A 24283-nucleotide genomic window follows, 5' to 3' on the forward strand; every position below is an offset into this window, starting at 1 on the left:
CCGCTCACCGCCGCGCCTCCACCAGGCGGGGCATGTCGCGGGCCGCCTCGACGAGGAACCACGACGGCAGGAGCGGGTTGCCGTCGGCGTCGGAGGCGATGACGGTCTGGGCCACCTCGACGGAGATCTCGGCGAGCTGCACCAGCAGCGCCTTGGCGCGGTAGGCGATCTGCCGGCCGTTCGCCGACATGTGCTCCTTGCTGACGGGCAGTTCCTTCACCAGCCGGCCGCGGAAGGACTCGGCGAGGTAGTACAGCAGGTCGCGGTCCTGGAGGCGGTGGGGCCAGCGCGCGTCGCCCTTGAGGATCGCCTCGATCCCGAACCGGCTGCGGACGACCTTGACGTATCCGCAGAAGGCGGTGGCGTGCGCGGGGGTGAGCGTGCCGTGCGCGAGGACGGTCAGGGTGGGTTCGTCCAGGCCCGGCCCGAAGGAGTGCAGGGCGTCGGAGAGCATGTGCCAGGAGCGGGGCGTGGAGAACGGCTCCTCGGTCTTGGGGGGCTTGGACCACAGGTGGTCCGGCCGGTCGGTGAGGTGGTCCACGATCCACGGGTGGATGCCGTTGTCCGCGGCCCAGGCCAGCCAGTCCGTGGCGGACACCTCCAGGTGGACATGGGCGAGCCGGTTCACCAGGGCGGAGGCGAGCGGCCGGGCGAGGGCGTTGTCGGTGGCACGGTTCCCCGCGCCGATCACGATCGACCCCTGCGGCAGCTCGTAGGAGCCGATACGACGGTCCAGGATCAAGGAGTAGAACGCCTTCTGCACGTCCGGGGTGGCCGCGTTCAGCTCGTCGAGGAACAGGCAGTACGGCTCGTCGCGCGCGATCGTCTCCGGCGGGCAGAACACCGACCGCCCGTCGCGGATCTGCGGCACTCCGATGAGGTCCTCGGGCGCGAGCTGGGTACCGAGCAGGCTCACGCACTCCAGCCCCAGCGATTCGGCGAACTCCCGCACCAGGGAGGACTTCCCGATACCGGGCGCGCCCCAGAGAAAGACCGGCCGGACGGTGGCGAGACCGAGAAGAAGCTCGGGAACACGGGCGGGGGTGACGGTGACGGCAGCCTGCAACGCGGGGATTCCTCGGGGTGTTCGAGACGTGTACGACGCGAACAGTGTGAGCACGGGAAGGGTCCGGGCGCAGCCGAATTTCAGGCGGCCCGCTCCTCCTCCGTGTCCGCGTCCGCGTCCGCGCCGGTGTCCGTGTCCGCGCCGGTGTCCGTGTCCGTGGTGAGCGGTACCTGGGGGCCGTTCAGTTCGCCCAGCCAGCGGCGCAGGACTCGGTGGATGTGTTCGGCGCCGTTCAGGGACTCCCCGGCCGCGGCCGGAGCGGAGAGGTCGTGCGGGGAGAGCAGGAAGGGGTGGGACTGGGCGCCGCCGAGTCCGCCGTGGGAGCCGATCTGTTCCTCGAAGGCGAGGACCTCGCCGTCGGCGGGGTCGTGGGCGGAGTTCACCATGATGTCCGCGGTGTGCGGGAAGGTGTGGGTGCGGCGGACGGCGTCGGCGGCGCCGGGTCCGAAGCAGGCCAGTGGGCCGGGCTCGTCGTCGAGCGCGGCCAGTGGTATCTCGGCGCCGTACGCCCCCAGCACCACACCGTCGTGCTCCTCGCTGCGCACCAGGAGGAAGCCGACGCCGGGGTGGTTGGCGAGGGTGCTCAGCAAGGCCGGGTGACGGGCGTCTATCTCCTCCTTGGTCATGCGGTGCGGCACGTCCGGGAAGGAGACCAGGCCCAGGTTGCCGGATGCCAGCACGATCGGCTCCGGGCCTCGGGAAGCGGTCCCGTGCGCGGCGTTCTCCTCCACGGGCCGGCGCAGGGCGGCGCGGACGGCGGCGCGAGCCTCGGCGCCGCTGCGGGTGCGTTCGGCGCGGCGGGGCACGTGCAGTCCGCAGCCGGCCCGGACCAGGTCGCCGAGGGTGAGGCCGTAGCGGGCGCGGAACGTTTCGCCGGGGCTCTGGCCGTGGTCGGAGAGGACGACGATCCGATAGGGGCGCGGGGCGTGTTCGGCGACGCGTTCGAGGAGGGCGAGGGAGCGGTCGAGGCGCCGCAGGACCTTCTCGGCGTCGCGGCTGCGCGGGCCGGAGTGGTGGGCGACCTCGTCGTAGGCGACGAGGTCGGCGTAGACGGCGGTGCGGCCGGCGAGCATGTCGCCCATGACCGCCGCGACCACGACGTCCCGTTCGACGACGGTGGCGAAGGCCCGGACGAAGGGGTAGAGGCCGCCCCGGCCGACACGCGGGCGCTGCCCCCGCAGGCGGGCCCGGGTGGACTCGCCTGTCTCACGGGCCACCTCGGCGACGAAGGACAGCGCGGTGCGGACGGCGTTGGCGGGATCGGAGAAGTAGGCGAAGTAGCCGGCGCGGGAACGGTTCGCCCGGCCGCGGCGACGGGTCGCGATCGACAGCACGAGGGCCTGTTCGCCCGCGCCGCCGCTGAAGAGGTTGCCGCGGCTGGCGCCGTCGACGGCGAGCAGTCCGCCGTCGCCGGTGTGCCGCACGGCACGGCGCTGCAGTTCGACGGCGCTCGTCGGCCGGTTGCAGACCATCACCTCCCCCCGGTCCTTCTCGTACCAGCGGAAGGCCGGCACGTCGAAGGTGCTGCCGTGCAGGATGCCGAGCTGACTGGCGCCGGTCTGGCTGGACCAGTCGGTGCGCCAGGGGGTGAGGCGGTGGCTCGGCGCGGCGGGCCGGACCCGGCCGGCCGCCGGAGGTCTGCCGTCGGCCGTCGGGCGTCCGCCACCGGCCGCCGGAGCGGTTCCGTCGGTCGTCGGAGGAGTGCCGTCGGTCGCCGGAGGTGTGCCGTCGGCGGGGGACAGCCAGCGGGCCACCGTCGGCATCAGGCCCTTGCGGACCGCGTCCGTGAGCACGTCGTGCCCCACGCCGTCGAGCTGGACGCAGACCAGTCCCGGGGCGGTGGGGCAGGGCGGATGGGCCCGGCGGCTGCGGGTGGCGAGGCGGTGCAGGCGGCGCCGGTACGCCTCGTCGTCGCGCACGGCGAGGGCCGCGCCCGTGGCCGAGGCGACCGCGGACATCACGGCGGCCACGATGACGGCGGTCTCGGGGGCGGCCTCGCCGCGGCCGGAGGGATTGATGCGCAGGGCGAGCAGCAACAGGGAGCCGTTGAGGAAGAAGACCAGCAGACCCAGGACGAGGGCGGGGACGAGCAGCAGCAGCCGCACCAGGAGCGGCCAGACCACGGCCGAGAGGATGCCGAACGCACCGGCCCCGCAGGCGGCGGCGACGGCGATCCGGGTGGCGCTGTCACCGTCGGCGGACTGGAGCTGGAAGTCGGGCAGGAGCGCGGCCAGGGCCAGCATGGTGACCGTGGAGACCGCCCACACGGCGACGCTCCGCCCGATCTGACTGGCGATCCGCCGCCACCGCACGCCTCGCACGCCCCGTACACCTCACGTCCCGGCCCTCCCCCGCGCTGCGGGCCGGGAGGGCCCCTTTCCGCTTCCCGGGGCCGATCGAACCCCGGTCCACCTTGTCACACGGGGCGCGGCCGACGGGGCGGGCCGTCGGGAGCAGGCCGGGTCACCGTCCGTCGTAGCCGGCCGTCGGCATCGACAGCCGCCGGTGCACCCGTGCTTTCATCTGCGCGTCGTACGACGGCTCGGCCCGCCCCACCGTCTCCACCCGTACGCCCCGGCGCGCGCATTCGGCGGTGAACTCCTCCACCGACGACAGGGCCCGGCGCAGCACCCGCAGGCTGGGCGCGACGAACACGTCCACCCCGGGCCGCACCCCGTCCCAGAGCGCGCCATGGTCGAAACGCAGTCCGCCGACGAGAAGTTCCCGGGCGACGACGTACCCGCGCTCGGCGGCCCAGTGAGCGCACATGGCGTGCTGGCTGCGCGAGTCCACCAGGAAGGGGTCGGCCTCCAGCTCCTCCAGGGGTGTAAGGCTGGCGATGGCGGTGACCCGCACCTGCATGAGCGCGCCGGAGGCACCCCGCACCTGTCCCATGGCGTCCCCCTCACCTCCGGGTTTCGCCGCCGACCCTACTCCTGCCCGTAGGCTTCGGGGAGTCGCGTGAAGGAGGCGAAGAAGGTGCCGGTGGAGATCACCTGGTGGGGTCACGCAACCTGCACGGTGGAGGATGCGAACGTCCGGGTGCTCACCGATCCCCTGTTCGCCCGCCGGCTGGCGCATCTGCGCCGCCGCCGGGGCGCGGTGCCGCCCGCCGAGGCCCGGTACGCGGACGTGGCGCTCGTCTCCCATCTGCACGCCGACCACCTGCATCTGCCGTCGCTGGCCTGCCTCGCCCCGGGCACGCGCCTGCTCGTGCCCCGGGGCGCACGACGGGCGGTGCCCGGACTGCGCCGGTTGCGGCGGCTGCGTGTCACGGAGGTGGCACCCGGGGACGAGGTGCGGATCGGGGAAGTGCGGATCCGGGTGGTGCCGGCGCTGCACGACGGCCGGCGGCTGCCGGTCGGCCCGCAGCGCTCGCCCGCGCTGGGGTACGTGGTGGAGGGCGAGGCGCGCACCTACTTCGCCGGAGACACCGGGCTGTTCGACGCGATGGCCGAGCAGGTCGGGCCGGTGGACGTGGCGCTGCTGCCGGTGGGCGGCTGGGGGCCGTACCTCGGGGAGGGGCATCTGGACGCGGGGCGGGCGGCGCGGGCGCTGGCCCGGCTGGCGCCGCGGGCCGCGGTCCCGGTGCACTACGGCACGTACTGGCCGATCGGGATGGACGCGGTGCGCCCGCACGAGTTCCATGCGCCGGGCGACGAGTTCGTGCGGCTGGCCGCGGTGGCCGCGCCGCGGGTGACGGTGCACAAGCTGGGGCACGGCGAGAGCGTGCGGCTGGAGGTCGTACGGTGACGTGGCTCGCCGACGCGGCGAGAACCGTGACGACCGGGTCCGCGCAGCAGGCGGCCGGATACCCGTCGTTGTTCCTGCTGGTGCTGATCGGGGCGCTGGTCCCGGTGGTGCCGACGGGTGCGCTGGTGAGTACGGCGGCGGTGGTGGCGTTCCATCGCACGGCGCCGCTGTCCTTGGCGTTCGTGTTCGCGACGGCGTCCTCGGCGGCGTTCTGCGGGGACATCGCCTTGTACTGGCTGGGCCGGCGCGGCCTGCGGTCGAAGAACGGGTCCCGGTGGCTGGAGGCGATCCGGGCGCGGGCGCCGGAGGAACGGCTGACGCAGGCGCGGGGGAAGCTCGCCGAGCACGGCGTCGCGGTGCTGGTGCTCTCGCGGCTGGTGCCGGCCGGGCGCATACCGGTGATGCTGGCCTGTCTGCTGGCGGAGTGGCCGCTGCGCAGGTTCGCGCGGGGGAACCTGCCCGCGTGCCTTGCCTGGGCCGCCACTTATCAGGTGATCGGCATCCTGGGGGGTTCGCTGTTCCGGGAGCCGTGGGAGGGAGTCGTGGTGGCGATCGCGCTGACCGTGGTCGTCAGCGTGGCGCCCGGAGTGTGGAGGCGGGTCCGGGCCGCCGGGTGAGGACGCGTCAAGTCCGGGACCGGGGAGCGTCTCAGTCCAGGACTCTTGACCCGCCCACCGGCAGATCCCACAGGTCCTCGCGCTTCGAGCCCGCCTTCTCCCAGGCCGCCCGCACCCGTCCGAGCGGTTCGAGGACCGGCTCCGCCGAAAGGATGAACGTGCCCCAGTGCATGGGGGCCATGCGGCGAGCGCCCAGGTCGAGGGTGGCCCGCACCGCTTCCTCCGGGTCGCAGTGGACGTCGCTGAGCCACCAGCGGGGGTCGTAGGCGCCGATGGGCATCAGGGCGAGGTCGATGCCGGGGTAGCGGCGGCCGATGCGGGAGAACCAGTGACCGTAGCCGGTGTCACCGGCGAAGTAGAGGCGCTGTCCGTCGGGCGCGGTGAGGACCCAGCCGCCCCACAGGCTGTGGCAGGTGTCGGTGAGGGTGCGCTTGGACCAGTGGTGGGCGGGCACGAAGTCGAAGCGACAGCCGCCCAGTTCCGCCCCCTCCCACCAGTCCAGCTCGGTGACGACGGTGAACCGGCGCCGCCGGAACCAGCGGCCGAGGCCCGCGGGCACGAACACGGGGGTGTCGCGCGGGAGCCGGTGCAGGGTGGGGGCGTCCAGGTGGTCGTAGTGGTTGTGGCTGATGACGACGGCGTCGACGCGGGGCAGCGCCTCCCAGGGCACGCCCACGGGCGTGATCCGGGCCGGGGTGCCGAGGATGCGGCGCGACCAGACCGGGTCGGTGAGAACGGTGAGCCCGCCGATCCGGACGATCCAGCTGGCGTGCCCCGCCCAGGTGACGGCGAGCGTGCGGGTGCCGACGCGGGGCAGCGGGGCCGGCGCGTACGGCACGCGGGCGACGTCGGCGAGAGCTTCGGGGCGGGGACGTACGGCGCCTTCGCGGGCGAACCGGGCGAGGGCCTTGAGGCCGGGCAGGGGCGCGGTGAGCCGGTCGTGGAAGGTGCGGGGCCACACCCGGTGTTCGCCGAGCGGGCGGGGCTCGGCCAGCGGCGGGAAAGGGGGCGCGAGGGGGGCCGGCCTGCCGGGTTGGCCGGCTGCCGTGGTCGTCGGGACCGGACCGGGCTCATGCGTCTGCTGCGTCATCGAGGAGGCTCCCATCGCTGAGCGTCGTCGCGGAGATCGTCCAGGGCCGACCTCAAGGAGATCAACGCGCGCTGCACGTGCGGCAGTTCCAACGGTTCGGGTGACGTGAGGCATTCCGTGCGTTCCTCGTCCGTGCCGCCCAGCAGGGGTCCGGTGGCGAGCCGTACGCGCAGCGCCCCGAGGTCGTCGCCGAAGCGGTGGCCGCCGGGCGCGGGCATGCCGAGCCGGGCGGTGAGGAGGTCCTCCAGTTCCTGTGCGTCGCCGACTCCTTGGGCGGCGAGCGGTTCGCGCAGCGGCCCGAGGTCGGCGTACAGATGCCGGCCCGCCTGCGGCGGGCGGGCGAGCGCGCCCGCGGCGAGCACCGCGGCGTGCGCGGCGGCGGCCACGCGCGCGTGCAGCCGTACGGTGGCCTCGCGGCGTTCGACGACGGGTGCGGGTTCGTCGAGGGCGTAGCCGGCGGCTGCGGCGACCGGGGTGGCGATCCGGGCGCCGAGGGCGGTGAGGATGTCGAGCACGCGCGCGTGGAGATGCCGTCCGCCGTCGGTGGCCGGGAAGCGGGCGACGGCGGCGGGCCAGCCGGGGGGCAGCAGGGCGCCGGCCAGGTCGGTGACCACGGTGACCTGGCCGGGCCACATCTCGGCGGGACTGAGCAGGACGGTCTCGTGCGGGGCGTGCAGGGTGTCGCGCCAGGTCTCGTCGCTGACCAGGTGCAGTCCCTCCGCGGTGGCGGCCTCGACGGTCTCGTGCAGCAGTTCGGGCGCGGTGACGGTGGCGGTGGGGTCGTCGGCGACGGACAGCACCAGCAGCCGTGGATCGCCGCCCTCGGCGCGGACCCGGCGGACGGTCTCCAGCAGCGCGTACGGGTCGGGGACGCCGCCGCTCTCGGCGGGGGTCGGCACGTGGTAGGCGGGCCGGCCGAGCAGGCGGGCGTAGGGCGCCCACCAGGCGGCGCAGGGGCGGGGCACGAGGACGTCGGCGCCGTCGCCGGCGAGCGCGGCGGTCAGGGCGAGGAGCAGGGCGGGGGCGCCGGGGCCGGCGGCGATCTGGTCGGGGACGCAGGGCAGTCCGCGGCGGGTCCAGTAGCCGCAGGCCGCCTCCAGCAGGGCGGGGGCGCCGCCGACGGGCTGGACGTCGGCACGGCCCGCCGCGGCGGCGACCACGGCGGAGAGTTCGGGGAGCACCGGCAGGCCGTCGCCGGGCAGGGGCGGGCCGTAGCGGACCGGGCCGTGGCCCTCCCCGGGGTCTGTCCGTCGCATGTCCGCCTCCGCACAGTCCGTGGTGCCGTCGTGCCGCCCTGTCCGGGCCGTACCGTCCTCGTGGGCCGCGGGACCGCCTCGCGGGCCGGGCCGCGCCCTGACCCGAGCGGCGTTCCGTCCGGGGTCGTCCCGTCGCCGTGCGTCCTCCGCGCCGATCCGTCGGCCGGGTGCCTGCCGGCCCGTGCGGACCGTGGCGTCGGGCCGGTGCCGACTGGTCTGTCCGTACCGGGGCGTCGGGCCGGTACCTGCCGGCCTGTCCGTCATGTGTCGTCGGGCCGCTGTTCTTCGGTCTGTCCGTACCGCGCTGTCCGGCCGGTGGTCTTCGGTGTCGGTGGTGGCGGGTGTCTCGTGTGGGACGGGCGGTGTCGGTGGGGCCCCTCGGGCGGGACCCCTGAAGGGGTGTGTACCCGCCGGGCGGCTCGCCATGGGCGGTGCCCCGAGTTGTCCGGATCACATCCCGGCCGACCGGCTTTCCAGCGACCGCCAGCGGCCGTACAGCCGGTAGCCGGCGCCCGCGCAGGCGGCGGCGATGAGGGCGGCCCCGGCGGCGAGTGCGGGGACGGAGTCGTTGAAGGTTCCTCCCTGTCCCGCGTCCACTCCGTGGTCGACGCCGGACGCCTGGCAGCCGGGGGCGTCGTGGGAGTCGCGGCAGGCGTGCTCGTCCGGGCAGGACGCGCCGCGGGACTCACCGCACCGGTGGCCGTCCTGTCCCGCGTCGTCACGCCCGGAACCGACCTGCCCTCCGGTGTCCCGCCCACCGCCTTCCTGACCGCCGCCGTCCCGCCCGGCATCAACCCGCCCCCCACCGACCTGCCCGCCCCCGTCCTGCCCGGCGGCATCCCGCCCGCCACCGACCTGCCCGCCCCCGTCCTGCCCGGCGGCATCCCGCCCGCCACCGACCTGCCCGCCCCCGTCCTGCCCCGCACCGGCGCCGTCGAGTCCCGTGCCGCTCTGGCCGCTCTCCCCGCAGGGCTCCCCCTCCGGGCACTGGCCGCCGCTCCCGCCGCACGGTTTGCCGTCCGCGCAGGCCGCCGTCGGTGCCGCGCCGGTGTCGCCGCACTGCCCCGGGTCGGCGCACGAAGCGCCGTCGCCGCTCCGGGTGACGGTGCCGGTGCCCGTCCGGGCCGTGCCCGGTGCCGCGGAGGCGGCCGGGCAGGCGTCGGCGGCCTTCCGGGCGGCACCGGCGCCGCCGCCCACGGACGCGCCGCCGGTGGCGCTACGGGGGGTGCCCCGGTGGGCGGGCCCCGCTCCGCCGGAGGGGTCGCCGGTGGCCCCGCTCGGACGTGCGGTTCCGTCCGTGGAGGCAGGTGAGGTGGCGCCGAGCGTCTTCGGCACCGGTCCGGCGAGGGGATCGCAGGACTCGGAGACGGCGAGGGTGCCGCCGGACGGGACGGTGCCGGGGCCGGCGGAGGCGGCGGGGCCGGTGAGGGCGAGCACGGCACCGGCGGCGAAGGCGAGGGACAGGGCGCGGGCGGTGCGGCGCATGGGAGAGGCTCCTCGGCGGACTGCGGCGGACCGCGGCGGGCGGTCAGGACGGCCGTACGCCGGGACACCGACGGGAGGACGACGCCCTTCGGCGGCCGGGTACGGGGGCACGGGCCGTGCCCTCGCTGTCATGACAGCCCGCGCGCCGCCGTACCGCGCGCGGCCGAAGCCCATTCGCGGGACACACGGGGCCAGGCGGGTGACAGCGCGCGACGGCACGGAGACGACACGGCCGAAGGCACGGGGGACGACACAGCCGAAGGCACGGGGATACCACGGCCGAAGGCACAGGGACGACACGCCGGACGTCAGGCATCGTCCTGCGCAGCGGGCCCGGCGAGGCGTACGCGTCCGGGGGGCGGCTGGGGGCGCGGCTGGGGGGATCGGCTGGGGTTCGGCTGAGGGTCGGCGCCGCCACGGAGGTTTTCCGTCCCCCTCGCAGGTGACTCGGTATCCGCTGACCGGATCGTCCGCTTCGCACTGCACCGGGGAGGTCTCTCCATGAGCATCAAGGTCTCGGACCACATCCTCGAGCGCCTGCGCGCTTGGGGCGTGGAACAGGTTTTCGGCTATCCGGGCGACGGCATCAACGGTCTGCTCGCCGCCTGGGGCCGCGCCGAGGACCAGCCACGGTTCATCCAGTCCCGGCACGAGGAGATGTCCGCGTTCGAGGCCGTCGGGTACGCGAAGTTCAGCGGTCGTATCGGGGTGTGCGCGGCGACATCGGGACCGGGCGCCATCCACCTGCTCAACGGCCTGTACGACGCCAAGCTGGACCACGTGCCGGTGCTGGCGATCGTCGGCCAGACCAACCGGTCCGCGATGGGCGGCTCCTACCAGCAGGAGGTCGACCTGCACACGCTGTACAAGGACGTCGCCTCGGAGTTCGTGGAGACGGTGACGGTGCCCGAGCAGCTGCCGAACGTGCTGGACCGGGCGATCCGCACCGCCTACGCCCGTCGCTGCCCGACCGCGCTGATCATCCCGGGTGACGTGCAGGAGCTGGAGTACTCCCCGCCGACGCACGAGTTCAAGATGGTGCCGTCCAGTCTGGGGATGAGCGACTACACGGCGACCCCGACGGACGACGCGCTGCGCCGGGCGGCGGATGTGCTGAACGCGGGCGACAAGGTGGCCGTCCTGGTCGGGCAGGGTGCCGCGGGCGCGGTCGCGGAGGTGCGGGAGATCGCCGAGCTGCTCGGCGCCGGCGTCGCGAAGGCACTGCTCGGCAAGGACGTGCTGAGCGACGAGCTGCCGTACGTGACGGGGCCGATCGGGCTGCTCGGCAGCCGGCCCTCGTACGAGCTGATGCGGGACTGCGACACGCTGCTGACGATCGGTTCGTCGTTCCCGTACACGCAGTTCATGCCCGAGTTCGGCAAGGCGCGCGGGGTGCAGATCGACATCGACCCGCACATGATCGGGATGCGCTATCCGTACGAGGTGAACCTGGTCGGGGACGCGCAGGCCACGCTGCGGCGGCTGATTCCCCTGCTGAAGGCGGAGGGACGCGGCCGCGAGTGGTACGACACGGTGTGCGCGAACGTGCGGCGCTGGCACGAGACGATGGAGCGGCGGGCCGGGCTGTCGGCCGACCCGATCAACCCCGAGCAGGTGGCGCGGGCGCTGGACCCGCTGCTGCCGGACAACGCGATCCTCACCTCGGACTCCGGTTCGGTCGCCAACTGGTACGCGCGGCACATCACCATGCGGCCGGGCATGCGCGGCTCGCTGTCGGGGACGCTGGCGACGATGGGCCCCGGTGTGCCGTACGCGATCGGCGCGAAGTTCGCCCATCCGGACCGGCCGGTGTTCGCGCTGGTCGGGGACGGGGCGATGCAGATGAACGGCCTGATGGAGATGATCACGGCCGCGAAGTACCGGGACCGCTGGTCGGATCCGCGGCTGGTGGTGGCCGTCTGGAACAACCAGGACCTGAACCAGGTGACGTGGGAGATGCGGGCCATGGAGGGCGCGCCGTCGTTCCTGCCGTCGCAGTCGATCCCGGACGTGCAGTACGCCGAGTTCGCCCGCTCGCTCGGGCTGACCGGCATCCGGGTGGAGAAACCGGAGGACGTGGAGGCGGGCTGGCGGGCCGCGCTGGAGGCGGACGGTCCGGTGGTGATCGAGTTCCTCACCGATCCCGCCGTACCGCCGATCCCGCCGCACGCCACCTGGGAGCAGATGGAGGCGACGGCCACGTCGATCCTGAAGGGCGACACCGACCGGCGTTCCATGATCAAGCAGGGGCTGAAGGCGAAGGTCCAGGAGTTCCTGCCGAGCCGGGGGAAGCAGTAGCCGTCCGGCACGGATCCGTGTCGGACCGGCGGCACCGGGTACGCGGTGCGGACCTTCGACCCTCTGGAGGGAGATATGCAGCGAGGCAGTGACCGGTTGAGCTTCCACCACGACGACGAGATGAAGCACGAACTGCAGGGGCTGTTGCGCTCCGGGCATCCGACGCGTGTCGAGGAGTGGCACGATCCGGAACCGGCCGCGGACGACGACCCCGAGGTGTTCAGCGGGCCGGTGGGCGGTCTGGGAGCCCCGGCGTCGCTGGAACGGACCAGGCTGGAGCTGGCCCGGCACCTGACCCGGAACGCCTTCCCGGCCAAGCCCGGCGAAGTGGCCCGGGCGCTGCGCCGCTCCAACGCGCCGGGCGGACTGATCGACGCGGTCGCCGGTCTGCCGCACGGGGACCGGTACGACAACCTGCAGCACCTGGCCGAGGCGCTGGTGGGCGGCGCATGAGGCAGGACCGGGCGGCCGAGATCGCGCAGGGCACGACGGTGGACGTGGGCGAAGCCACCACGCGGTTCCTGCTGTACGGGCTGCTGCCCGGCTGGTTTCTGCCCGGGGTCGCCGACTGGGTGATGCACCGGCGGACCGGGATCGAGAACACGGCGGGGACGAAGGAATCCCTGATCCATTCCCTGATGATGGCCGAGGTGGGCCTCCCCATCGCGCTCACCCTGCGCTACGAGGTCAACCCGCTCCTGCTGTCCGTGCAGCTGGGCGCGGCGGCGGTGCACGAGGCGACGGCGCTGTGGGACGTGCGCACGGCGGTCGACAGCGACCGCGAGGTCAAGCCGGTCGAGCAGCACATCCACAGTTTTCTGGAGTCGCTGCCGTTCGGCGGGCTGGCCTCGCTGATGTGCCTGCACGCCGACCAGGTGCGGTCGCTGCTCCGCGGCGGGCGCGGGGATCCGGACGCCTGGCGTCTGGTACCGCGCCGCCGCCCGCTGTCACCCGGCTATCTGGCGGGCATCGGTCTGGCGATCGGCGCGTGCGTGCTGCTGCCGTACGGCGAGGAGCTGGTGCGCTGTCGGCGGGCGGAGCGGGCGAGGAAGCGGCGCGCCCGGGCCCACAGGGCGACGCTGCGGAAAGTGAAAGGAAGCTGAGGATCATGCGTATAGCGTTTCTGGTGGCACCCGAGGGCGTCGAGCAGGTCGAGCTGACCGAGCCGTGGAAGGCGGCTTCGGACGCCGGGCACGAGCCGGTGCTGGTGTCGACCGAGTCCGGCAAGATCCAGGCGTTCAACCACCTGGACAAGGCGGACACCTTCCCCGTGGACGAGGTGGTGGGTGACGCGTCGGCCGGGTCGTTCGGTGGTCTGGTGCTGCCGGGCGGGGTCGCCAACCCGGACTTCCTGCGGATGGACGAGAAGGCCGTCGCGTTCGTGAAGGACTTCTTCGAGCGGGGCCGCCCGGTCGCCGCGATCTGCCATGCGCCGTGGACGCTGGTGGAGGCGGACGTCGTGCGGGGCCGGGTGCTCACCTCCTGGCCGAGCCTGCGCACGGACATCCGCAACGCCGGCGGCACCTGGGTGGACGAGCAGGTGAAGATCTGCGACCACGGTTCCAACCAGTTGGTGACCAGCCGCAAGCCGGACGACCTGAAGGCGTTCTGCGACGCGTTCCTGCACGTGTTCGCGGGGGAAGCCGGCTGACCGGACGCCGCACCGACCGTCCGGACGCCGCTGCGGACGCCGGATCGCGTCGACCGTCCGGACGCCGGATGCCCGAAGGGGCCGGCCCGTGAGGGCCGGCCCTCTCGTGTGCGGTGCCGGTCAGGTGGCGGGCGTGTGCGGAGTCGCCGACTCGCCGGAGGCGCGCTCGCGGGCACCCTCGCGGGTGCGGCCCGCGCTCACCAGGCGGCGCGGGTTGCGACGCAGGTACTCGCCCTCCAGCTGGGCCATGCGCTCGTTGTGCGCCCGCAGTGCGTCGTTCGAGCCGTACAGGAGCGTGTCGTGGCGCGTGCGATGGATCGTCTCCAGCTCCTTCATGAGCTGCTGGTCGTCCAGCCGGCTGGGGTCGACTCCGGTCATGGTGGTGCCCCGCTCGTCGTGTTCGTTCATGGGCTACGGGTACCCGCCCGGCATGCACTGCTCCCGAGCGGTTTCCGGGAGGGACCCATGGCGCTCGCCTTCCTGAATCCACTGTACGAACATCCGGGGTCCCGGGCCTCCGCATACGTCGGCCTCCCCCGGCACGACGAGGACACCGGCGGCGTCTGACGGCGGCGGTGTCCCTTCGGCTGCGGGAGCGCGGCGCCGGCGAGGCCGCCCGCGCGTGCCCCGGGGCGCAAGCCACCGCGGGGTGACGGCCGCGGTGGGACGGGCGGGCCCTGCTAACGGGCCCGCTCGACCCGTCGTTCGTCCCAGACCGGCTCCGGGGTCTCGCGGACCCGGCCGTCGCTGCCGAAGACCAGGAAGCGGTCGAAGGAGCGGGCGAACCAGCGGTCGTGGGTGACCGCGAGCACCGTGCCCTCGAAGGCCTCCAGCCCCTCCTGGAGGGCCTCGGCGGACTCCAGGTCGAGGTTGTCGGTGGGCTCGTCCAGCAGCAGCGCGGTGGCACCGGCCAGTTCCAGCAGCAGGATCTGGAAGCGGGCCTGCTGCCCGCCGGACAGCCGGTCGAAGGTCTGCTCGGCCTGCTGGGTGAGTTCGTAGCGGCGCAGCCGGGACATGGCCGCGCCCCGGTCCTGGGCGTGTTCCTTCCACAGGATGTCGAGCAGAGTGCGGTCCCGCAGCTCCGGGTGGGCATGGGTCTGCGCGAAATGGCCGGGCACGACCCGGGCGCCCAGCTTCCACTCCCCCGTGTGCGCGACGTCCTCGCCGGCGAGCAGCCGCAGGAAGTGCGACTTGCCGGAGCCGTTGGAGCCGAGGACGGCGACCCGTTCGCCGTAGAAGACCTCCAGGTCGAACGGCTGCATCAGGCCCGTCAGTTCGAGGCCCTTGCAGGTGACGGCCCGCACGCCGGTGCGGCCGCCCTTCAGCCGCATGGTGATGTCCTGCTCGCGGGGCGGCTCCGGCGGCGGGCCGGCCTCCTCGAACTTGCGCAGCCGGGTCTGGGCGGCGTGGTACCGGGAGGCCATCTCGTGGCTGACGGCCGCGGCCTGGCGGAGGTTCAGGACCAGCTTCTTCAGCTGGGCGTGCTTCTCGTCCCAGCGGCGGCGCAGCTCCTCGAAGCGGGCGAAGCGTTCGCGACGGGCCTCGTGGTAGGTGGCGAAGCCGCCGCCGTGCACCCAGGCGTCGGCACCGGCCGGGCCCGGTTCGACGGAGACGATCTTCTCGGCGGCGCGGGCGAGGAGTTCGCGGTCGTGGGAGACGAACAGGACCGTCTTCCGGGTCTCCTTCAGCTGCTCCTCCAGCCACCGCTTGCCGGGCACGTCGAGGTAGTTGTCCGGCTCGTCCAGCAGCAGCACCTCGTCGGTGCCGCGCAGCAGCGCCTCCAGTACGAGCCGCTTCTGCTCGCCGCCGGAGAGGGTGCGCACCTGGCGCCACTGGGCGCGCTCGTAGGGGACGCCGAGTGCGGCGGTGGTGCACATGTCCCACAGGGTCTCGGCCTCGTAGCCGCGTACCTCGGCCCAGTCGGCGAGGGCCTGCGCGTACCGCAGCTGGGCCGCCTCGTCGTCGACGGTCATGAGGGCGTGCTCCGCCTCGTCGACCGCCTGCGCCGCCTGGCGGATCCGGGGCGGCGCGACGGAGACCAGCAGGTCCCGTACGGTCGACTCGTCCCGGACGGAGCCGACGAACTGGCGCATCACGCCGAGGCCGCCACCGACGGTGACGGTACCGCCGTGCGGTTTCAGCTCGCCCGAGATCAGCCGCAGCAAGGTGGTCTTGCCGGCGCCGTTCGGGCCGACCAGGGCGACGGCGGCGCCTTCGCCGACCCGGAAGGACACGTCGCCGAGCAGCGCCCTCCCGTCGGGGAGGCTGTACTCGAGGTGCGCGGCTTCCAGATGTCCCATGAGCGGGCATTCTCCGGGTCGCCCGGGAGAAGAGGCAAACCCATATCCCGGCACCCGTGCGCAGCCGGCCGCCCCCTGCGCTACCCCGCCGCCCCCAGCGCCTCCCCCGCCGGGCCGCCCTCGCCCGCGGGTTCCACCATGGCGCCCTCCCAGGACAGGGCCTTCCAGCCGTCGGACGGGGAGCCCTCCAGGATCACCACGCCGGTGTTCTCCAGCGGGCGGGCCGCGGCGAAGGCGACGTCGACGTTGTCGGCGCGGGCGGCGGTCCACACGCGGATCGCGGCGCCGTGGCTGATCATGACGACGGTCCGGGCACCGCCGGCGGCGGCCTCGGCGACCACGGCGTCGTACCGGGCGAGGGCCTCCTCACCGTTCTCCCCGCCGGGCATGCGCAGCCGGGTGTCCCCGGCCGCCCACGCGAACACCGTGCGCAGGTACCGCTCGCCCTCCGGGGTGTGTCCGGGCAGCATCTCCAGGTCGCCCGCGGCCAGCTCGCGGATGCCGTCGCGGACGATCACGTCCAGGCCGCGGGCGGCGGCCAGCGGGGCGGCCGTCAGCCGGGTGCGGAGCAGCGTGGAGGCGTAGAGGGCCTCGATGTCCTCGCCGGCGAGCGCCGCGGGCAGCGCGGCGGCCTGGGCCTCGCCGAGCGGGGTCAGTCCCGCGCCGGGCACCGCGGTGTCCAGCAGACGGTCCACGTTGGACGGGGTCTGGCCGTGGCGGACGAGGAGCAGGCGCATCCGGGGGATCTCCTCTCGCGCCGGGGGGCGGCCGACGCACGGGGACACAAGAAACGGGCACTTCAGGGTAACCGCACCCCATGAGCCCAGACCTAGACCTGACTGCCCCCGTGACCGCCGCCCGCAGCCCGCTGCGCAGGGCGCTCGCTCTCGACGGCCGGCTGTTCGAGACCGCCGCCGCCTGGCGCTGGCCCGGCGCCGAGCGGATCCTGCCCCGCCTGAGCCGCAGCGCGAACCACGGGGTGCTGTGGTTCGCGACGGCCGCCGCGGTGGCCGCGAGCCGCACGCCCCGGGCCCGCCGGGCGGCGGTCCGGGGCGTGGCCTCGCTCGGCCTGGCCTCGCTGACGATCAACACGCTCGGCAAGCGCTCGGTGCGCCGGGCACGGCCGGTGCTGGATCCGGTGCCGCTGGTGCGGCAGCTGAAGCGGCAGCCGATCACCACGTCCTTCCCGTCCGGGCACGCCGCGTCGGCCGCGGCCTTCGCGACCGGGGTCGCCCTGGAGTCGCCGGCGTGGGGTGCGGCGGTGGCGCCGGTGGCGTTCTCGGTGGCGATGTCCCGGGTGTACACGGGGGTGCACTTCCCGAGCGACGTGCTGGCGGGGGCGGCGCTCGGAGCGGGCGCCGCGTTCCTGGTACGGCGTCTGGTGCCGACCCGCGCCCAGCTCCGGGGGGCCGCCCGGCCGCGGGCCGCGGCCCCCGCGCTGCCCGACGGGGACGGCTTGGTGGTGGTCGCCAACCGGGCCTCGGGCACGGCGGACCGGGTGCGGGCGCTGCAGGACGCGCTGCCGCGGGCGGAGATCGTGGAGTGCGCGCCGGAGGAGATCGGGGACGAGCTGGAGAAGGCCGTGGCGCGGGCCCGGGTGCTCGGGGTGTGCGGCGGCGACGGCACGGTGAACGCGGCGGCCCGGGCCGCCCTGCGGCACGATCTGCCGCTCGCCGTGCTGCCGGGCGGCACCCTCAACCACTTCGCCTACGACCTGGGCGTGGAGGACGAGCGCCAGCTGGCCCGGGCGGTCCGGGGCGGCGAGGCGGTCCGGGTGGACGCGGGCCGGTTCGTCACCGGGGGTACGACGGGTCTGTTCCTCAACACGCTGAGCCTGGGCGTGTACCCGGAGCTGGTGCGCGCCCGCGACGGCTGGTCCCACCGGATCGGCGGCTGGCCGGCCGGGGTGCTCGGCGCGCTGCGCGTGCTGCGGGCCGGCCGGCATCCGCTGGAGGTGGAGGTGGGCGGTGAACGGCGCCCGCTGTGGCTGCTGTTCGTCGGCAACGGCATCTACCACCGCATGGGTCTCACGCCGGGCCGCCGCACCGATCTGGCGGACGGCCTGCTGGACGTGCGGGTGGTGCACGGCAGTCGCCGGCCCGCGTTGCGGCTGCTCGCGGCGGCGCTCGCGGGCCCGCTGACCCGGTCGCCCGCGCACGCGGCGGTCCAGGTGAACCGGCTGCGGCTGACCGGTCTCGCCCCGGGCACCCCGCTGGCGTACGACGGCGAGGTCACGGCGGTGTCGGGCGAGGTGACGCTGGAGAAGCTGCCGGAGGCCCTGACGGTCTACCGCCCGCTGGACACTCCTGCCTGATGCGCGATCAGCGATGACCGACGCACCGTCAGTCCATATATTGAAACCATAGTCTCATCATTCGGCATGCGCGCGTACGGTGGGCCGTGCCGGCGGACAGGTCCGGCCGGCCCGCCTCCGAGGGGTGAAGGGGTACCACCATGCCGAAAGCACAGGAGACCGCCGTCTACACGCACGGGCACCACGAGTCGGTGCTGCGTTCGCACACCTGGCGGACCGCCGCCAACTCCGCGGCCTATCTGCTCGGCGCGCTCAAGCCCCACATGAGGATCCTGGACATCGGCTGCGGACCGGGGACCATCACCGCCGACCTGGCGGAACTGGTCCCCGACGGCCATGTCACCGGCGTCGACCGGGCCCCGGGCGTGCTGGAGCAGGCCCGGGCCACCGCGGCCGGCCGCGGCCTGGCCAACGTCGACTTCGCGGTGGCCGACGTCCACGCCCTGGACTATCCGGACGACACGTTCTGCGTGGTCCACGCCCACCAGGTGCTCCAGCACGTGGGCGACCCCGTGGGGGCCCTGCGCGAGATGCACCGGGTGACGAAGCCGGGCGGTTTCATCGCCGTACGGGACGCGGACTACGCCGCGATGACCTGGTATCCGGCGGTGCCCGGCCTGGACGACTGGCTGGACCTGTACGAGCGGGTGGCCCGCGCCAACGGCGGCGAGCCCGACGCCGGGCGCCGGCTCACGGCGTGGGCGCGGGCCGCCGGCATCGGGGACGTCACGGCCGGCTCCAGCACCTGGACGTTCGCCACGCCCGAGGAGCGGGCCTGGTGGAGCGGCCTGTGGGCCGACCGCACCGTCGCCTCCGAGTACGCCGACCGGGCCGTGCGGGGCGGGCACGCGACGCCGGAGCGGCTGCGGGCGGCGTCGGATGCCTGGCGGGCGTGGGGCCGTGCGGAGGACGGCTGGTTCGCGGTCCTGCACGGCGAGATCCTGTGCCGGAAGGCAGTCTGACCCGCGCCCGGGATCACTCGCGGGGAAGCAGCGGTCCGAGCGGCCCGAGGTCCAGGTTGAGGTCCTCGGGCCGCAGGCCGTACCGGTCGCGCAGCTCGGCCATCCGGTCCTCCAGCAGCATCAGAGTGAGCCCGATCCGCTCCTCCTGCTCCTCGGTCAGCTCCCCGGTGTCGAAGCGGCGCACGGCCTGCCGTTCCATGAGCTGGCGCAGCAACTCGACCACGGTGAGTACGAGCTTCACCAGGTCGCGTTCGACGGTGTCGGGTTCCAGGTCGAGCCGGTCACGGTGGGCGCGCGCGGTCATGCCGACTCCTCGAAGGGCGACGGTACCTGCTGGTTCACCGAGCTGATCAGCGCGTTCAGGTCGATCCGGACGAGGTCGACGTCCGCGATGCGCAGCGTGATGTCGCCGGTCAGGACGACTCCACCGGCCAGCAGCCGGTCCAGCAGGTCGACCAGCGCGACCTCACGGCGTTCTACTACGGTCACCGCCCCTCCCCCACGTTCTCCTCCGCGCCCTCGCCGGAGAACGAGTAGGCGGCCCACGGGCCGGTGAGTTCCACCCGTATCCCGGCTTCCTCGTCCTTGGTACGGTCCACCAGTTCCACGAATTCCTCGGAGTGCGCCCTGGACACCAGATAGGCCGCGTTGAGCACATTGCGTCCCGGCGCCCCGGAGAGCTGGGAGTTCTGCGGGTGGTGCCACCGGAATTCCTCGGCATGCGCGGCGAGGCGCTGGTGCAGGGAGCGGGCGAACCGCTCGGCCCGCTGCCACCTGTCCTCCTGGGCCCGGCCGCTCTCCCGCCGGCGGCGCAGGTAGTCCCGACCGCTCAGGGGCTTCGCCGCCGGGGCGGGCGCGGACTCGGCGGGCTCCGGTTCCGGCTCCAGATACACCTTCACGCCCCACTCCACCCGGTCGTGCAGCCGGTCGAGCAGGCCCCGGAAGTGGCCCTCCCGGGCCTCGATCATCGCGCGTACGGCGCTGTCGTCACGGAACACGGTCGCGAGCCGCAACGGCAGCGGAGTGGTCACCGTGGTGAGGGCGTCGACCACACCCTGATGGGCGCGGGCGGTCGCGGCCAGCCAGTCCAGGTCCTCCAGGTGGGCCTTCAGCGCCTCCTCGGAGAAGTCGGCCGCCGGCACCGTGCTGACCACCGCCACCAGCCCATGGTGGTGGAGCAGCGCCGGCGGGGCGCCCCCGATGCCCGTCAGCTGGACCTGCAGGGGCGTGCCGAAAGGGCGGCAGACGGCGTACACGTACCGCAGTCCTGTCATGACGCCTCCCTTGGGGCGCGTCCCGGCTCCAGTTCCTCCAGCCGGGCGAGTCGTTCTCTCAGCTCGGCGTTCTCCCGGGTCAGCTCGTCCCGGCGGGCCCGGGACGAGAGCGCCGGATCGCTCTCCCACCAGTCGATGCCCATCTCCTTGGCCTTGTCGACCGAGGCGACGATGAGGCGCAGTTTGACCGTGAGCAGTTCGATGTCGAGCAGGTTGATCCTGATGTCACCCGCGATGACGACACCCTTGTCGAGCACGCGTTCGAGGATGTCGGCGAGGTTCGCTCCCGAGCCCTGGCCATAGGGCTCGGGAAAGCGGCTGGGCGTCGTCATCGACGGCCCCTGCTCTCGGCGTACTCGGGCTCTTCCTCAGGCTCTTCCTCGGGCTCTTCCTCGTCGGGCTGCTCTTCCTCGCCCTCCTCGTACTCGTCCTCGTACTCGCCGCCCTCCGCGGGCTCCTCGCCCTCCGCGGGCTCCTCGCCCTCCGCGGGCTCCTCGTCCTCCGCGGGCTCCTCGTCCTCCTCGGCCTCGTCCTCGTAAGGGCCCTCCTCCTCGTCCTCGTAGGGCTCCTCCTCGGCTTCGCCTTCCTCCTCGGACTCCTCGCCCTCCTCGGCCTGCTCAGGCTCCTCGCCCTCCTCGGGCTCCTCGCCTTCCTCGGCCTCTTCGGGCTCCTCGGACTCCGCGGACTCCTCCTGCTCCCGCTCCTCCTCGGCCACGGCGTCCTCGTGGCTGCGGACCACCTCGCCGTCGCGGATCTCACCGCGCCAGCTGTCCTCCGCCTCTCCCTTCAGGGTGATGAACCGGGCGAAGTTCTTCAGGTCAAGCCTGGCCCGGCGGCCCTGTGCGCGCCAGATGTTGCCGGTCTTCTCGAAGAGGCCGGTCGGGTAGTACTCGATGACCAGCAGGACCCTGGTGAGATTCTCCTCCAGCCGGTGGAAGGAGACCACGCCCTTGGTGGTGCCCTTGGCGCCCTCCGACGTCCACTGGATGCGGTAGTCGGGTATCTGCTCGGTCGTCTGCGCCTTCCAGCTGCGGCTGGACCAGAAGATCTTCGCCTGCCAGTCGGAGTGGGTGTCGTCGGAGCGGCTGGCGCTCTTGACGCCCTTGGCGAAGCTGCTGAAGCTCTGGTACTGGGTCCACTGGTCGTAGGCGGTGCGCTGCGGCACGCCGACATCGATGGACTCCATGATCACGGTGGGCTTCTTGCCCGCGCCGCCCTTCTTGCCCTTGCCGCCCCCCAGTCCTCTGACCGCGTTCATCACATTCTCCTTGGCGCGGGAGGCGCCCAGTTCCAGCGCGGAGCGCAGCGGACCTTTGCCCTCGGCGAGCTTGCGTCCACCGTCGAGTGCGAGCTTGGCGAAGCCGGGGCTGTTGCCCTCGGCTATGTCGTTGAGCTTGTTGGTCGTCTGGCCGAGCTTGCGGCCGAGGCCGGAAAGCATCTTCGTGGCCTGCGCCGCCAGGTACTCCTGAGCCTCCGCCTTCAGGCGGTCCGCGGCCTCGCTGTGGGCCAGATCGCTCAGCGGGCTGCTCGTGGCCTTGGCCGCCGAGGTGGCCGATCCGGAAGTGTCGGTCATCGGTCATCGCCGCCCTTCGAACGGTCGCCGGTGGCACGCCGGGCGGCGCCGCCGGCCGCGGCCGTCTTCTTCGCGGCCGTCTTGTGGGCCGCGGTCGTCTTCTTGGCCGCCGCCTTCTTCGCGGGAGCCGTCTTCTTGGCCGCGGCCTTCTTCGCGGGGTGCGCCTTCGCCGGCGTCTTCCCCTCCCGGCCCCGGTCGCCGCCCTCGCGGGTGCCACGGCCCTCGTCCTGACGGGTCTCGCGGTCGTCGCCGCGGTCCTCGTCCTCCCGGTTCGCGGCTTCCTCGCCGGCTTCCTCCTCGCCCGGCTCCTCGTCGGATTCACCCGGGACCACGCCGGACAGCTGGTCGTGCACCTGCGCGGTGCGGCCGTGCAGCCGGTCGGCGAGCGTGCTCATCTGCCGCTCGACCATCGCCCCCGTGGCGGCCTTGCCGACGCCGCGCAGGTCCTGCCGCAGCTGATCCCCGATCTCCTTGAACTGGGGATTGTTCTTGAGCTGCTGGTTCACCACGTCCGCGAGCATCTTCGGACTGAGGTTGAGCTTCTTGCCGGCCACCAGGGAGCCGACCGCGAGCGCCATCTTCAGCTTCTTGGTGCGCCCGAGCAGATATCCGGCCCCTACGGCGAGGCCCATTGCCGTTCGGTTCATCGTCCCGTCCCGTTGCCTGTGGTGTCGCCGGAGCGCAGGGCGATCTCCAGCCGGTCGAGCAGCTCGTCCTCGCTCCGGTCGAACTCCTCCTCGGTGATCTCGCCCGCCTCCAGCCGTTCCTCGAGGCGGGCCAGTTCGGCCCGTACGGTGGCGGGGTCGTAGTAGATCCGTTCCGCCTCGCGGACCACCTGACGGATGGCCCAGGCACTGCCGCGCACGGGTGCGAACGGCAGCATCAGCACCTCGCCGATCAGTCCCACGGTGGTCTCCTTCCGTTCGGGCCGGGAGCGCTACTGCGCGCCGGCGTCCGCGTCGACCGCCCGGCCCGCGGGTTGCCCCGGTCCGGGCTCGACGAAGCTGTACGGCGGTAGCGGGCCGTTGATCCGCAGATCGAGATGGGGGCGGTCCTTCCGCGCCTGCTCGACGGCGGCCAGGAAGCGTTCGGCCGAGTCCCGTGGGATCAGGAACGACACGTTGAGCAACCAGCCGGTGGACTCGGGGCCCACGCTGACCGCCGCGGCGCCCGGCGTGAGCAGGCGCTCCACCTCGCCGGCGTCCTCGGCTTCCTTGGCCTTCACGGCTGCGGCCACCAGCTCGCCGAGACGGATCTTGTCGTCGTAACTTCCGCCGCCCGTCTGCCGGTTGGCCTCGGCGAGGCCACGCACGTCCGCGTTCTCGGCCATCACCAGGTGCAGGACGGCCTCTTCGACGTGCGTGGCCTTGACGTTGTACTCGACCTTGCCGTCCAGCTCCCGCAGCCGCTCCGCGTAGTGTTCCGCCCGCTGGGTGAGCGCCTGGAGGACGGCGTCGTCGTCGTCGGCGATGCTGCCGAAGCGCATGGGCAGCACACAGCCGGCGGCGCCGACCTCGGCGAGCACGTTCTGGTGGGCGAGCAGGTCCCTGCGCTTGGGGCGCAGATCCTCCGGGGCGTCACTGACCACGGCGGCCAGGTCACCGGCCGTGAGGACGCGCACCACACGGGCCGGCTCGCCCACTCCGGCCATGCCCTCGGGCAGCGCGGGGTGCGTCCGGGCGGTGATCCCGTAGACGTAGGTGCTCACTCCTGCTCCTCCTTCCGGCGCGCCGGAGCCTTACGGGCGCGCGGCCGGGATTCCGGCTCCCCTTCCTGACGGGCCTGGTTGAAGGCGTCGGATATCGTCTGCGCGGCGCCGGACAGCGCGCCCTTGGACTTGCCGCGGGCACCGGACTCGGTGACCTCGCCGACGATCTCGGGCAGCCCCGGGCTCTTGTTCGGCCCGGACTCCAGGTCCAGACGGTTGCAGGCCTCGGCGAAGCGCAGATACGTGTCCACGCTGGCCACGACGACCCGGACGTCGATCTTCAGAATTTCGATGCCGACCAGAGAGACCCGTACGAACGCGTCGATGACGAGCCCTCGGTCGAGAACCAGCTCCAGGACGTCGTAGAGGCCGCTGCTGCCGCCTCCGCCTCCGGACTGCTGTGCCGGGACAACGGTCATGCCGGCTGTTCCTCCTCGTGCATAGTCGGTGCCACGCCAGGGGCGCGGACCACGGATGGGGGATGTCCCCGCCCGATCGGGGTCGGGAGCGGGGGAAGGCGGGCGGTTCAGCGGCCGCCGGACCGGCGTGCGTCGGCACGCCCGCGTTCATAGCGGCGGAGCCGCCGGTAGCCGGTCACCTGGCCCTCGGGGTCCAGGTCGACCTGGTAGCCGGCCATCAGGCTCATCGTGTCCGGCACGCGTTCGAGTTCCGTGACCTCGACCTCCAGGGACCAGCCGTCCTCGGTCTGCTCCAGGGAGGTCACCGTCTCGGGAACGAGTCCGGTGAGTTCGGCGAGCTGGCTGCGAGCCTGGCGCAGCACCTCCATGGGGGTCGGCCGCCGCGCGTCCGCCTTGCTGTCCGAGCTGTTCTGTGTCTCGTGTGACTTTTGGGGCTTCTGTGAACCCTGTGATTGGGATGTGCTGTTTGTGTTCGACATGGCCACCTCTTCCCTGCGGGTGGCCGCTCATGCCGTGG

General features: G+C 73.5%; 27 protein-coding genes. 8 read left to right on the forward strand and 19 right to left on the reverse strand.

All coding sequences use genetic code 11. The annotated features are described in order from the left end of the window. Positions 1–4 precede the first annotated feature (4 nt). The 3 genes from ACZ7KF_RS09125 to ACZ7KF_RS09135 form a co-directional block, all read right to left on the reverse strand. The gene (locus ACZ7KF_RS09125) at positions 5–1066 is read right to left on the reverse strand and encodes an ATP-binding protein (protein WP_471070582.1); all 1062 of its coding nucleotides are present in this window, start codon (positions 1064–1066) and stop codon (positions 5–7) included. An 80-nt stretch (positions 1067–1146) separates the two neighbouring features. After that, complete coding sequence (locus ACZ7KF_RS09130; protein WP_471070584.1) at positions 1147–3387, reverse strand: phage holin family protein; 2241 nt, start codon at positions 3385–3387, stop codon at positions 1147–1149. 142 nt (positions 3388–3529) lie between these two features. Next, positions 3530–3961, reverse strand: coding sequence for a hypothetical protein (locus ACZ7KF_RS09135; protein WP_471070586.1), 432 nt, complete (start codon positions 3959–3961; stop codon positions 3530–3532). Between the two features lie 84 nt (positions 3962–4045). Here ACZ7KF_RS09135 and ACZ7KF_RS09140 point away from each other — a divergent pair, with 84 nt between their 5' ends. Then, positions 4046–4819 (forward strand): MBL fold metallo-hydrolase, encoded by a 774-nt coding sequence (locus tag ACZ7KF_RS09140; RefSeq protein WP_471070965.1) that lies wholly within the window; start codon positions 4046–4048, stop codon positions 4817–4819. After that, on the forward strand, positions 4816–5436 hold the full coding sequence (locus ACZ7KF_RS09145; RefSeq protein ID WP_471070588.1) for a DedA family protein: 621 nt from the start codon (positions 4816–4818) through the stop codon (positions 5434–5436). Before ACZ7KF_RS09140 ends, ACZ7KF_RS09145 begins: the two co-directional genes overlap by 4 nt. Positions 5437–5467: 31 nt before the next feature. Here ACZ7KF_RS09145 and ACZ7KF_RS09150 read toward each other — a convergent pair whose 3' ends face one another. The 3 genes from ACZ7KF_RS09150 to ACZ7KF_RS09160 form a co-directional block, all read right to left on the reverse strand. After that, a complete protein-coding gene (locus ACZ7KF_RS09150) occupies positions 5468–6526 on the reverse strand; it encodes an MBL fold metallo-hydrolase (RefSeq protein WP_471070590.1) in 1059 nt (352 codons plus the stop codon). Further along, positions 6523–7782: an aminotransferase class I/II-fold pyridoxal phosphate-dependent enzyme gene (locus tag ACZ7KF_RS09155; RefSeq protein WP_471070592.1), complete on the reverse strand. Its 1260-nt coding sequence runs from the start codon at positions 7780–7782 to the stop codon at positions 6523–6525. Before ACZ7KF_RS09155 ends, ACZ7KF_RS09150 begins: the two co-directional genes overlap by 4 nt. 450 nt (positions 7783–8232) lie before the next feature. Next, the gene (locus ACZ7KF_RS09160) at positions 8233–9267 is read right to left on the reverse strand and encodes a hypothetical protein (RefSeq protein ID WP_471070593.1); all 1035 of its coding nucleotides are present in this window, start codon (positions 9265–9267) and stop codon (positions 8233–8235) included. A gap of 501 nt (positions 9268–9768) precedes the next feature. On the opposite strand from ACZ7KF_RS09160, the gene ACZ7KF_RS09165 reads away from it, so the two are divergent. From ACZ7KF_RS09165 to ACZ7KF_RS09180, 4 genes are all read left to right on the forward strand, one after another. Then, positions 9769–11565 (forward strand): thiamine pyrophosphate-requiring protein, encoded by a 1797-nt coding sequence (locus tag ACZ7KF_RS09165; RefSeq protein ID WP_471070595.1) that lies wholly within the window; start codon positions 9769–9771, stop codon positions 11563–11565. A 75-nt stretch (positions 11566–11640) separates the two neighbouring features. Continuing rightward, positions 11641–12018, forward strand: a complete 378-nt coding sequence (locus ACZ7KF_RS09170; protein ID WP_471070597.1) for a DUF2795 domain-containing protein — start codon at positions 11641–11643, stop codon at positions 12016–12018. Further along, positions 12015–12668, forward strand: coding sequence for a diguanylate cyclase (locus ACZ7KF_RS09175; RefSeq protein ID WP_471070599.1), 654 nt, complete (start codon positions 12015–12017; stop codon positions 12666–12668). Before ACZ7KF_RS09170 ends, ACZ7KF_RS09175 begins: the two co-directional genes overlap by 4 nt. A 5-nt stretch (positions 12669–12673) precedes the next feature. Next, positions 12674–13216: a type 1 glutamine amidotransferase domain-containing protein gene (locus ACZ7KF_RS09180; protein ID WP_471070601.1), complete on the forward strand. Its 543-nt coding sequence runs from the start codon at positions 12674–12676 to the stop codon at positions 13214–13216. Positions 13217–13336: 120 nt separating this feature from the next. Here the strand turns inward: ACZ7KF_RS09180 and ACZ7KF_RS09185 are convergent, their stop codons facing one another. From ACZ7KF_RS09185 to ACZ7KF_RS09195, 3 genes are all read right to left on the reverse strand, one after another. Then, complete coding sequence (locus tag ACZ7KF_RS09185) at positions 13337–13624, reverse strand: DUF6158 family protein (protein ID WP_471070602.1); 288 nt, start codon at positions 13622–13624, stop codon at positions 13337–13339. Positions 13625–13896: 272 nt separating this feature from the next. Beyond that, positions 13897–15516: an ATP-binding cassette domain-containing protein gene (locus ACZ7KF_RS09190; RefSeq protein ID WP_471070604.1), complete on the reverse strand. Its 1620-nt coding sequence runs from the start codon at positions 15514–15516 to the stop codon at positions 13897–13899. A gap of 80 nt (positions 15517–15596) precedes the next feature. Beyond that, on the reverse strand, positions 15597–16253 hold the full coding sequence (locus ACZ7KF_RS09195; protein WP_471070606.1) for a histidine phosphatase family protein: 657 nt from the start codon (positions 16251–16253) through the stop codon (positions 15597–15599). A gap of 80 nt (positions 16254–16333) precedes the next feature. Here ACZ7KF_RS09195 and ACZ7KF_RS09200 point away from each other — a divergent pair, with 80 nt between their 5' ends. After that, a complete protein-coding gene (locus tag ACZ7KF_RS09200) occupies positions 16334–17830 on the forward strand; it encodes a phosphatase PAP2 family protein (protein ID WP_471070608.1) in 1497 nt (498 codons plus the stop codon). Positions 17831–17970: 140 nt separating this feature from the next. After that, positions 17971–18792 carry a class I SAM-dependent methyltransferase gene (locus ACZ7KF_RS09205; protein WP_471070610.1) on the forward strand — a complete coding sequence of 274 codons (822 nt, stop codon included), beginning with the start codon at positions 17971–17973 and terminating at the stop codon, positions 18790–18792. A 13-nt stretch (positions 18793–18805) separates the two neighbouring features. Here ACZ7KF_RS09205 and ACZ7KF_RS09210 read toward each other — a convergent pair whose 3' ends face one another. The 10 genes from ACZ7KF_RS09210 to ACZ7KF_RS09255 form a co-directional block, all read right to left on the reverse strand. Beyond that, positions 18806–19096 carry a gas vesicle protein K gene (locus ACZ7KF_RS09210; RefSeq protein ID WP_471070612.1) on the reverse strand — a complete coding sequence of 97 codons (291 nt, stop codon included), beginning with the start codon at positions 19094–19096 and terminating at the stop codon, positions 18806–18808. Next, positions 19093–19281, reverse strand: a complete 189-nt coding sequence (locus ACZ7KF_RS09215; protein WP_471070614.1) for a gas vesicle protein — start codon at positions 19279–19281, stop codon at positions 19093–19095. The genes ACZ7KF_RS09210 and ACZ7KF_RS09215 overlap by 4 nt, the downstream gene beginning before the upstream one ends. Continuing rightward, positions 19278–20066 carry a GvpL/GvpF family gas vesicle protein gene (locus ACZ7KF_RS09220; protein WP_471070616.1) on the reverse strand — a complete coding sequence of 263 codons (789 nt, stop codon included), beginning with the start codon at positions 20064–20066 and terminating at the stop codon, positions 19278–19280. Before ACZ7KF_RS09220 ends, ACZ7KF_RS09215 begins: the two co-directional genes overlap by 4 nt. Further along, the gene (locus tag ACZ7KF_RS09225; protein ID WP_471070617.1) at positions 20063–20398 is read right to left on the reverse strand and encodes a gas vesicle protein; all 336 of its coding nucleotides are present in this window, start codon (positions 20396–20398) and stop codon (positions 20063–20065) included. The genes ACZ7KF_RS09220 and ACZ7KF_RS09225 overlap by 4 nt, the downstream gene beginning before the upstream one ends. Continuing rightward, positions 20395–21639, reverse strand: coding sequence for an SRPBCC family protein (locus ACZ7KF_RS09230; RefSeq protein WP_471070619.1), 1245 nt, complete (start codon positions 21637–21639; stop codon positions 20395–20397). The genes ACZ7KF_RS09225 and ACZ7KF_RS09230 overlap by 4 nt, the downstream gene beginning before the upstream one ends. Continuing rightward, positions 21636–22286 (reverse strand): DNA primase, encoded by a 651-nt coding sequence (locus ACZ7KF_RS09235; protein ID WP_471070621.1) that lies wholly within the window; start codon positions 22284–22286, stop codon positions 21636–21638. Before ACZ7KF_RS09235 ends, ACZ7KF_RS09230 begins: the two co-directional genes overlap by 4 nt. Next, positions 22283–22546, reverse strand: a complete 264-nt coding sequence (locus tag ACZ7KF_RS09240; protein WP_471070623.1) for a gas vesicle protein GvpG — start codon at positions 22544–22546, stop codon at positions 22283–22285. The genes ACZ7KF_RS09235 and ACZ7KF_RS09240 overlap by 4 nt, the downstream gene beginning before the upstream one ends. 30 nt (positions 22547–22576) lie before the next feature. Further along, the gene (locus tag ACZ7KF_RS09245; RefSeq protein ID WP_471070625.1) at positions 22577–23347 is read right to left on the reverse strand and encodes a GvpL/GvpF family gas vesicle protein; all 771 of its coding nucleotides are present in this window, start codon (positions 23345–23347) and stop codon (positions 22577–22579) included. After that, positions 23344–23766 (reverse strand): gas vesicle structural protein GvpA, encoded by a 423-nt coding sequence (locus ACZ7KF_RS09250; RefSeq protein ID WP_471070627.1) that lies wholly within the window; start codon positions 23764–23766, stop codon positions 23344–23346. Before ACZ7KF_RS09250 ends, ACZ7KF_RS09245 begins: the two co-directional genes overlap by 4 nt. 107 nt (positions 23767–23873) lie before the next feature. Next, a complete protein-coding gene (locus tag ACZ7KF_RS09255) occupies positions 23874–24245 on the reverse strand; it encodes a gas vesicle protein GvpO (RefSeq protein WP_471070629.1) in 372 nt (123 codons plus the stop codon). Between the last annotated feature and the right edge of the window lie 38 nt (positions 24246–24283).

This window comes from Streptomyces sp. NPDC038200, from assembly GCF_055600785.1.

What these genes read in the sequence shown, in the direction of transcription:
- ACZ7KF_RS09135 (WP_471070586.1), bottom strand. Translation starts at nt 3,961, where the DNA reads ATGGGACAGGTGCGGGGTGCCTCCGGCGCGCTCATGCAGGTGCGGGTC.
- ACZ7KF_RS09150 (WP_471070590.1), bottom strand. Translation starts at nt 6,526, where the DNA reads ATGACGCAGCAGACGCATGAGCCCGGTCCGGTCCCGACGACCACGGCA.
- ACZ7KF_RS09155 (WP_471070592.1), bottom strand. Translation starts at nt 7,782, where the DNA reads ATGCGACGGACAGACCCCGGGGAGGGCCACGGCCCGGTCCGCTACGGC.
- ACZ7KF_RS09160 (WP_471070593.1), bottom strand. Translation starts at nt 9,267, where the DNA reads ATGCGCCGCACCGCCCGCGCCCTGTCCCTCGCCTTCGCCGCCGGTGCC.
- ACZ7KF_RS09165 (WP_471070595.1), top strand. Translation starts at nt 9,769, where the DNA reads ATGAGCATCAAGGTCTCGGACCACATCCTCGAGCGCCTGCGCGCTTGG.
- ACZ7KF_RS09170 (WP_471070597.1), top strand. Translation starts at nt 11,641, where the DNA reads ATGCAGCGAGGCAGTGACCGGTTGAGCTTCCACCACGACGACGAGATG.
- ACZ7KF_RS09175 (WP_471070599.1), top strand. Translation starts at nt 12,015, where the DNA reads ATGAGGCAGGACCGGGCGGCCGAGATCGCGCAGGGCACGACGGTGGAC.
- ACZ7KF_RS09180 (WP_471070601.1), top strand. Translation starts at nt 12,674, where the DNA reads ATGCGTATAGCGTTTCTGGTGGCACCCGAGGGCGTCGAGCAGGTCGAG.
- ACZ7KF_RS09185 (WP_471070602.1), bottom strand. Translation starts at nt 13,624, where the DNA reads ATGAACGAACACGACGAGCGGGGCACCACCATGACCGGAGTCGACCCC.
- ACZ7KF_RS09190 (WP_471070604.1), bottom strand. Translation starts at nt 15,516, where the DNA reads ATGGGACATCTGGAAGCCGCGCACCTCGAGTACAGCCTCCCCGACGGG.
- ACZ7KF_RS09195 (WP_471070606.1), bottom strand. Translation starts at nt 16,253, where the DNA reads ATGCGCCTGCTCCTCGTCCGCCACGGCCAGACCCCGTCCAACGTGGAC.
- ACZ7KF_RS09200 (WP_471070608.1), top strand. Translation starts at nt 16,334, where the DNA reads ATGAGCCCAGACCTAGACCTGACTGCCCCCGTGACCGCCGCCCGCAGC.
- ACZ7KF_RS09205 (WP_471070610.1), top strand. Translation starts at nt 17,971, where the DNA reads ATGCCGAAAGCACAGGAGACCGCCGTCTACACGCACGGGCACCACGAG.
- ACZ7KF_RS09210 (WP_471070612.1), bottom strand. Translation starts at nt 19,096, where the DNA reads ATGACCGCGCGCGCCCACCGTGACCGGCTCGACCTGGAACCCGACACC.
- ACZ7KF_RS09220 (WP_471070616.1), bottom strand. Translation starts at nt 20,066, where the DNA reads ATGACAGGACTGCGGTACGTGTACGCCGTCTGCCGCCCTTTCGGCACG.
- ACZ7KF_RS09225 (WP_471070617.1), bottom strand. Translation starts at nt 20,398, where the DNA reads ATGACGACGCCCAGCCGCTTTCCCGAGCCCTATGGCCAGGGCTCGGGA.
- ACZ7KF_RS09230 (WP_471070619.1), bottom strand. Translation starts at nt 21,639, where the DNA reads ATGACCGACACTTCCGGATCGGCCACCTCGGCGGCCAAGGCCACGAGC.
- ACZ7KF_RS09235 (WP_471070621.1), bottom strand. Translation starts at nt 22,286, where the DNA reads ATGAACCGAACGGCAATGGGCCTCGCCGTAGGGGCCGGATATCTGCTC.
- ACZ7KF_RS09250 (WP_471070627.1), bottom strand. Translation starts at nt 23,766, where the DNA reads ATGACCGTTGTCCCGGCACAGCAGTCCGGAGGCGGAGGCGGCAGCAGC.
- ACZ7KF_RS09255 (WP_471070629.1), bottom strand. Translation starts at nt 24,245, where the DNA reads ATGTCGAACACAAACAGCACATCCCAATCACAGGGTTCACAGAAGCCC.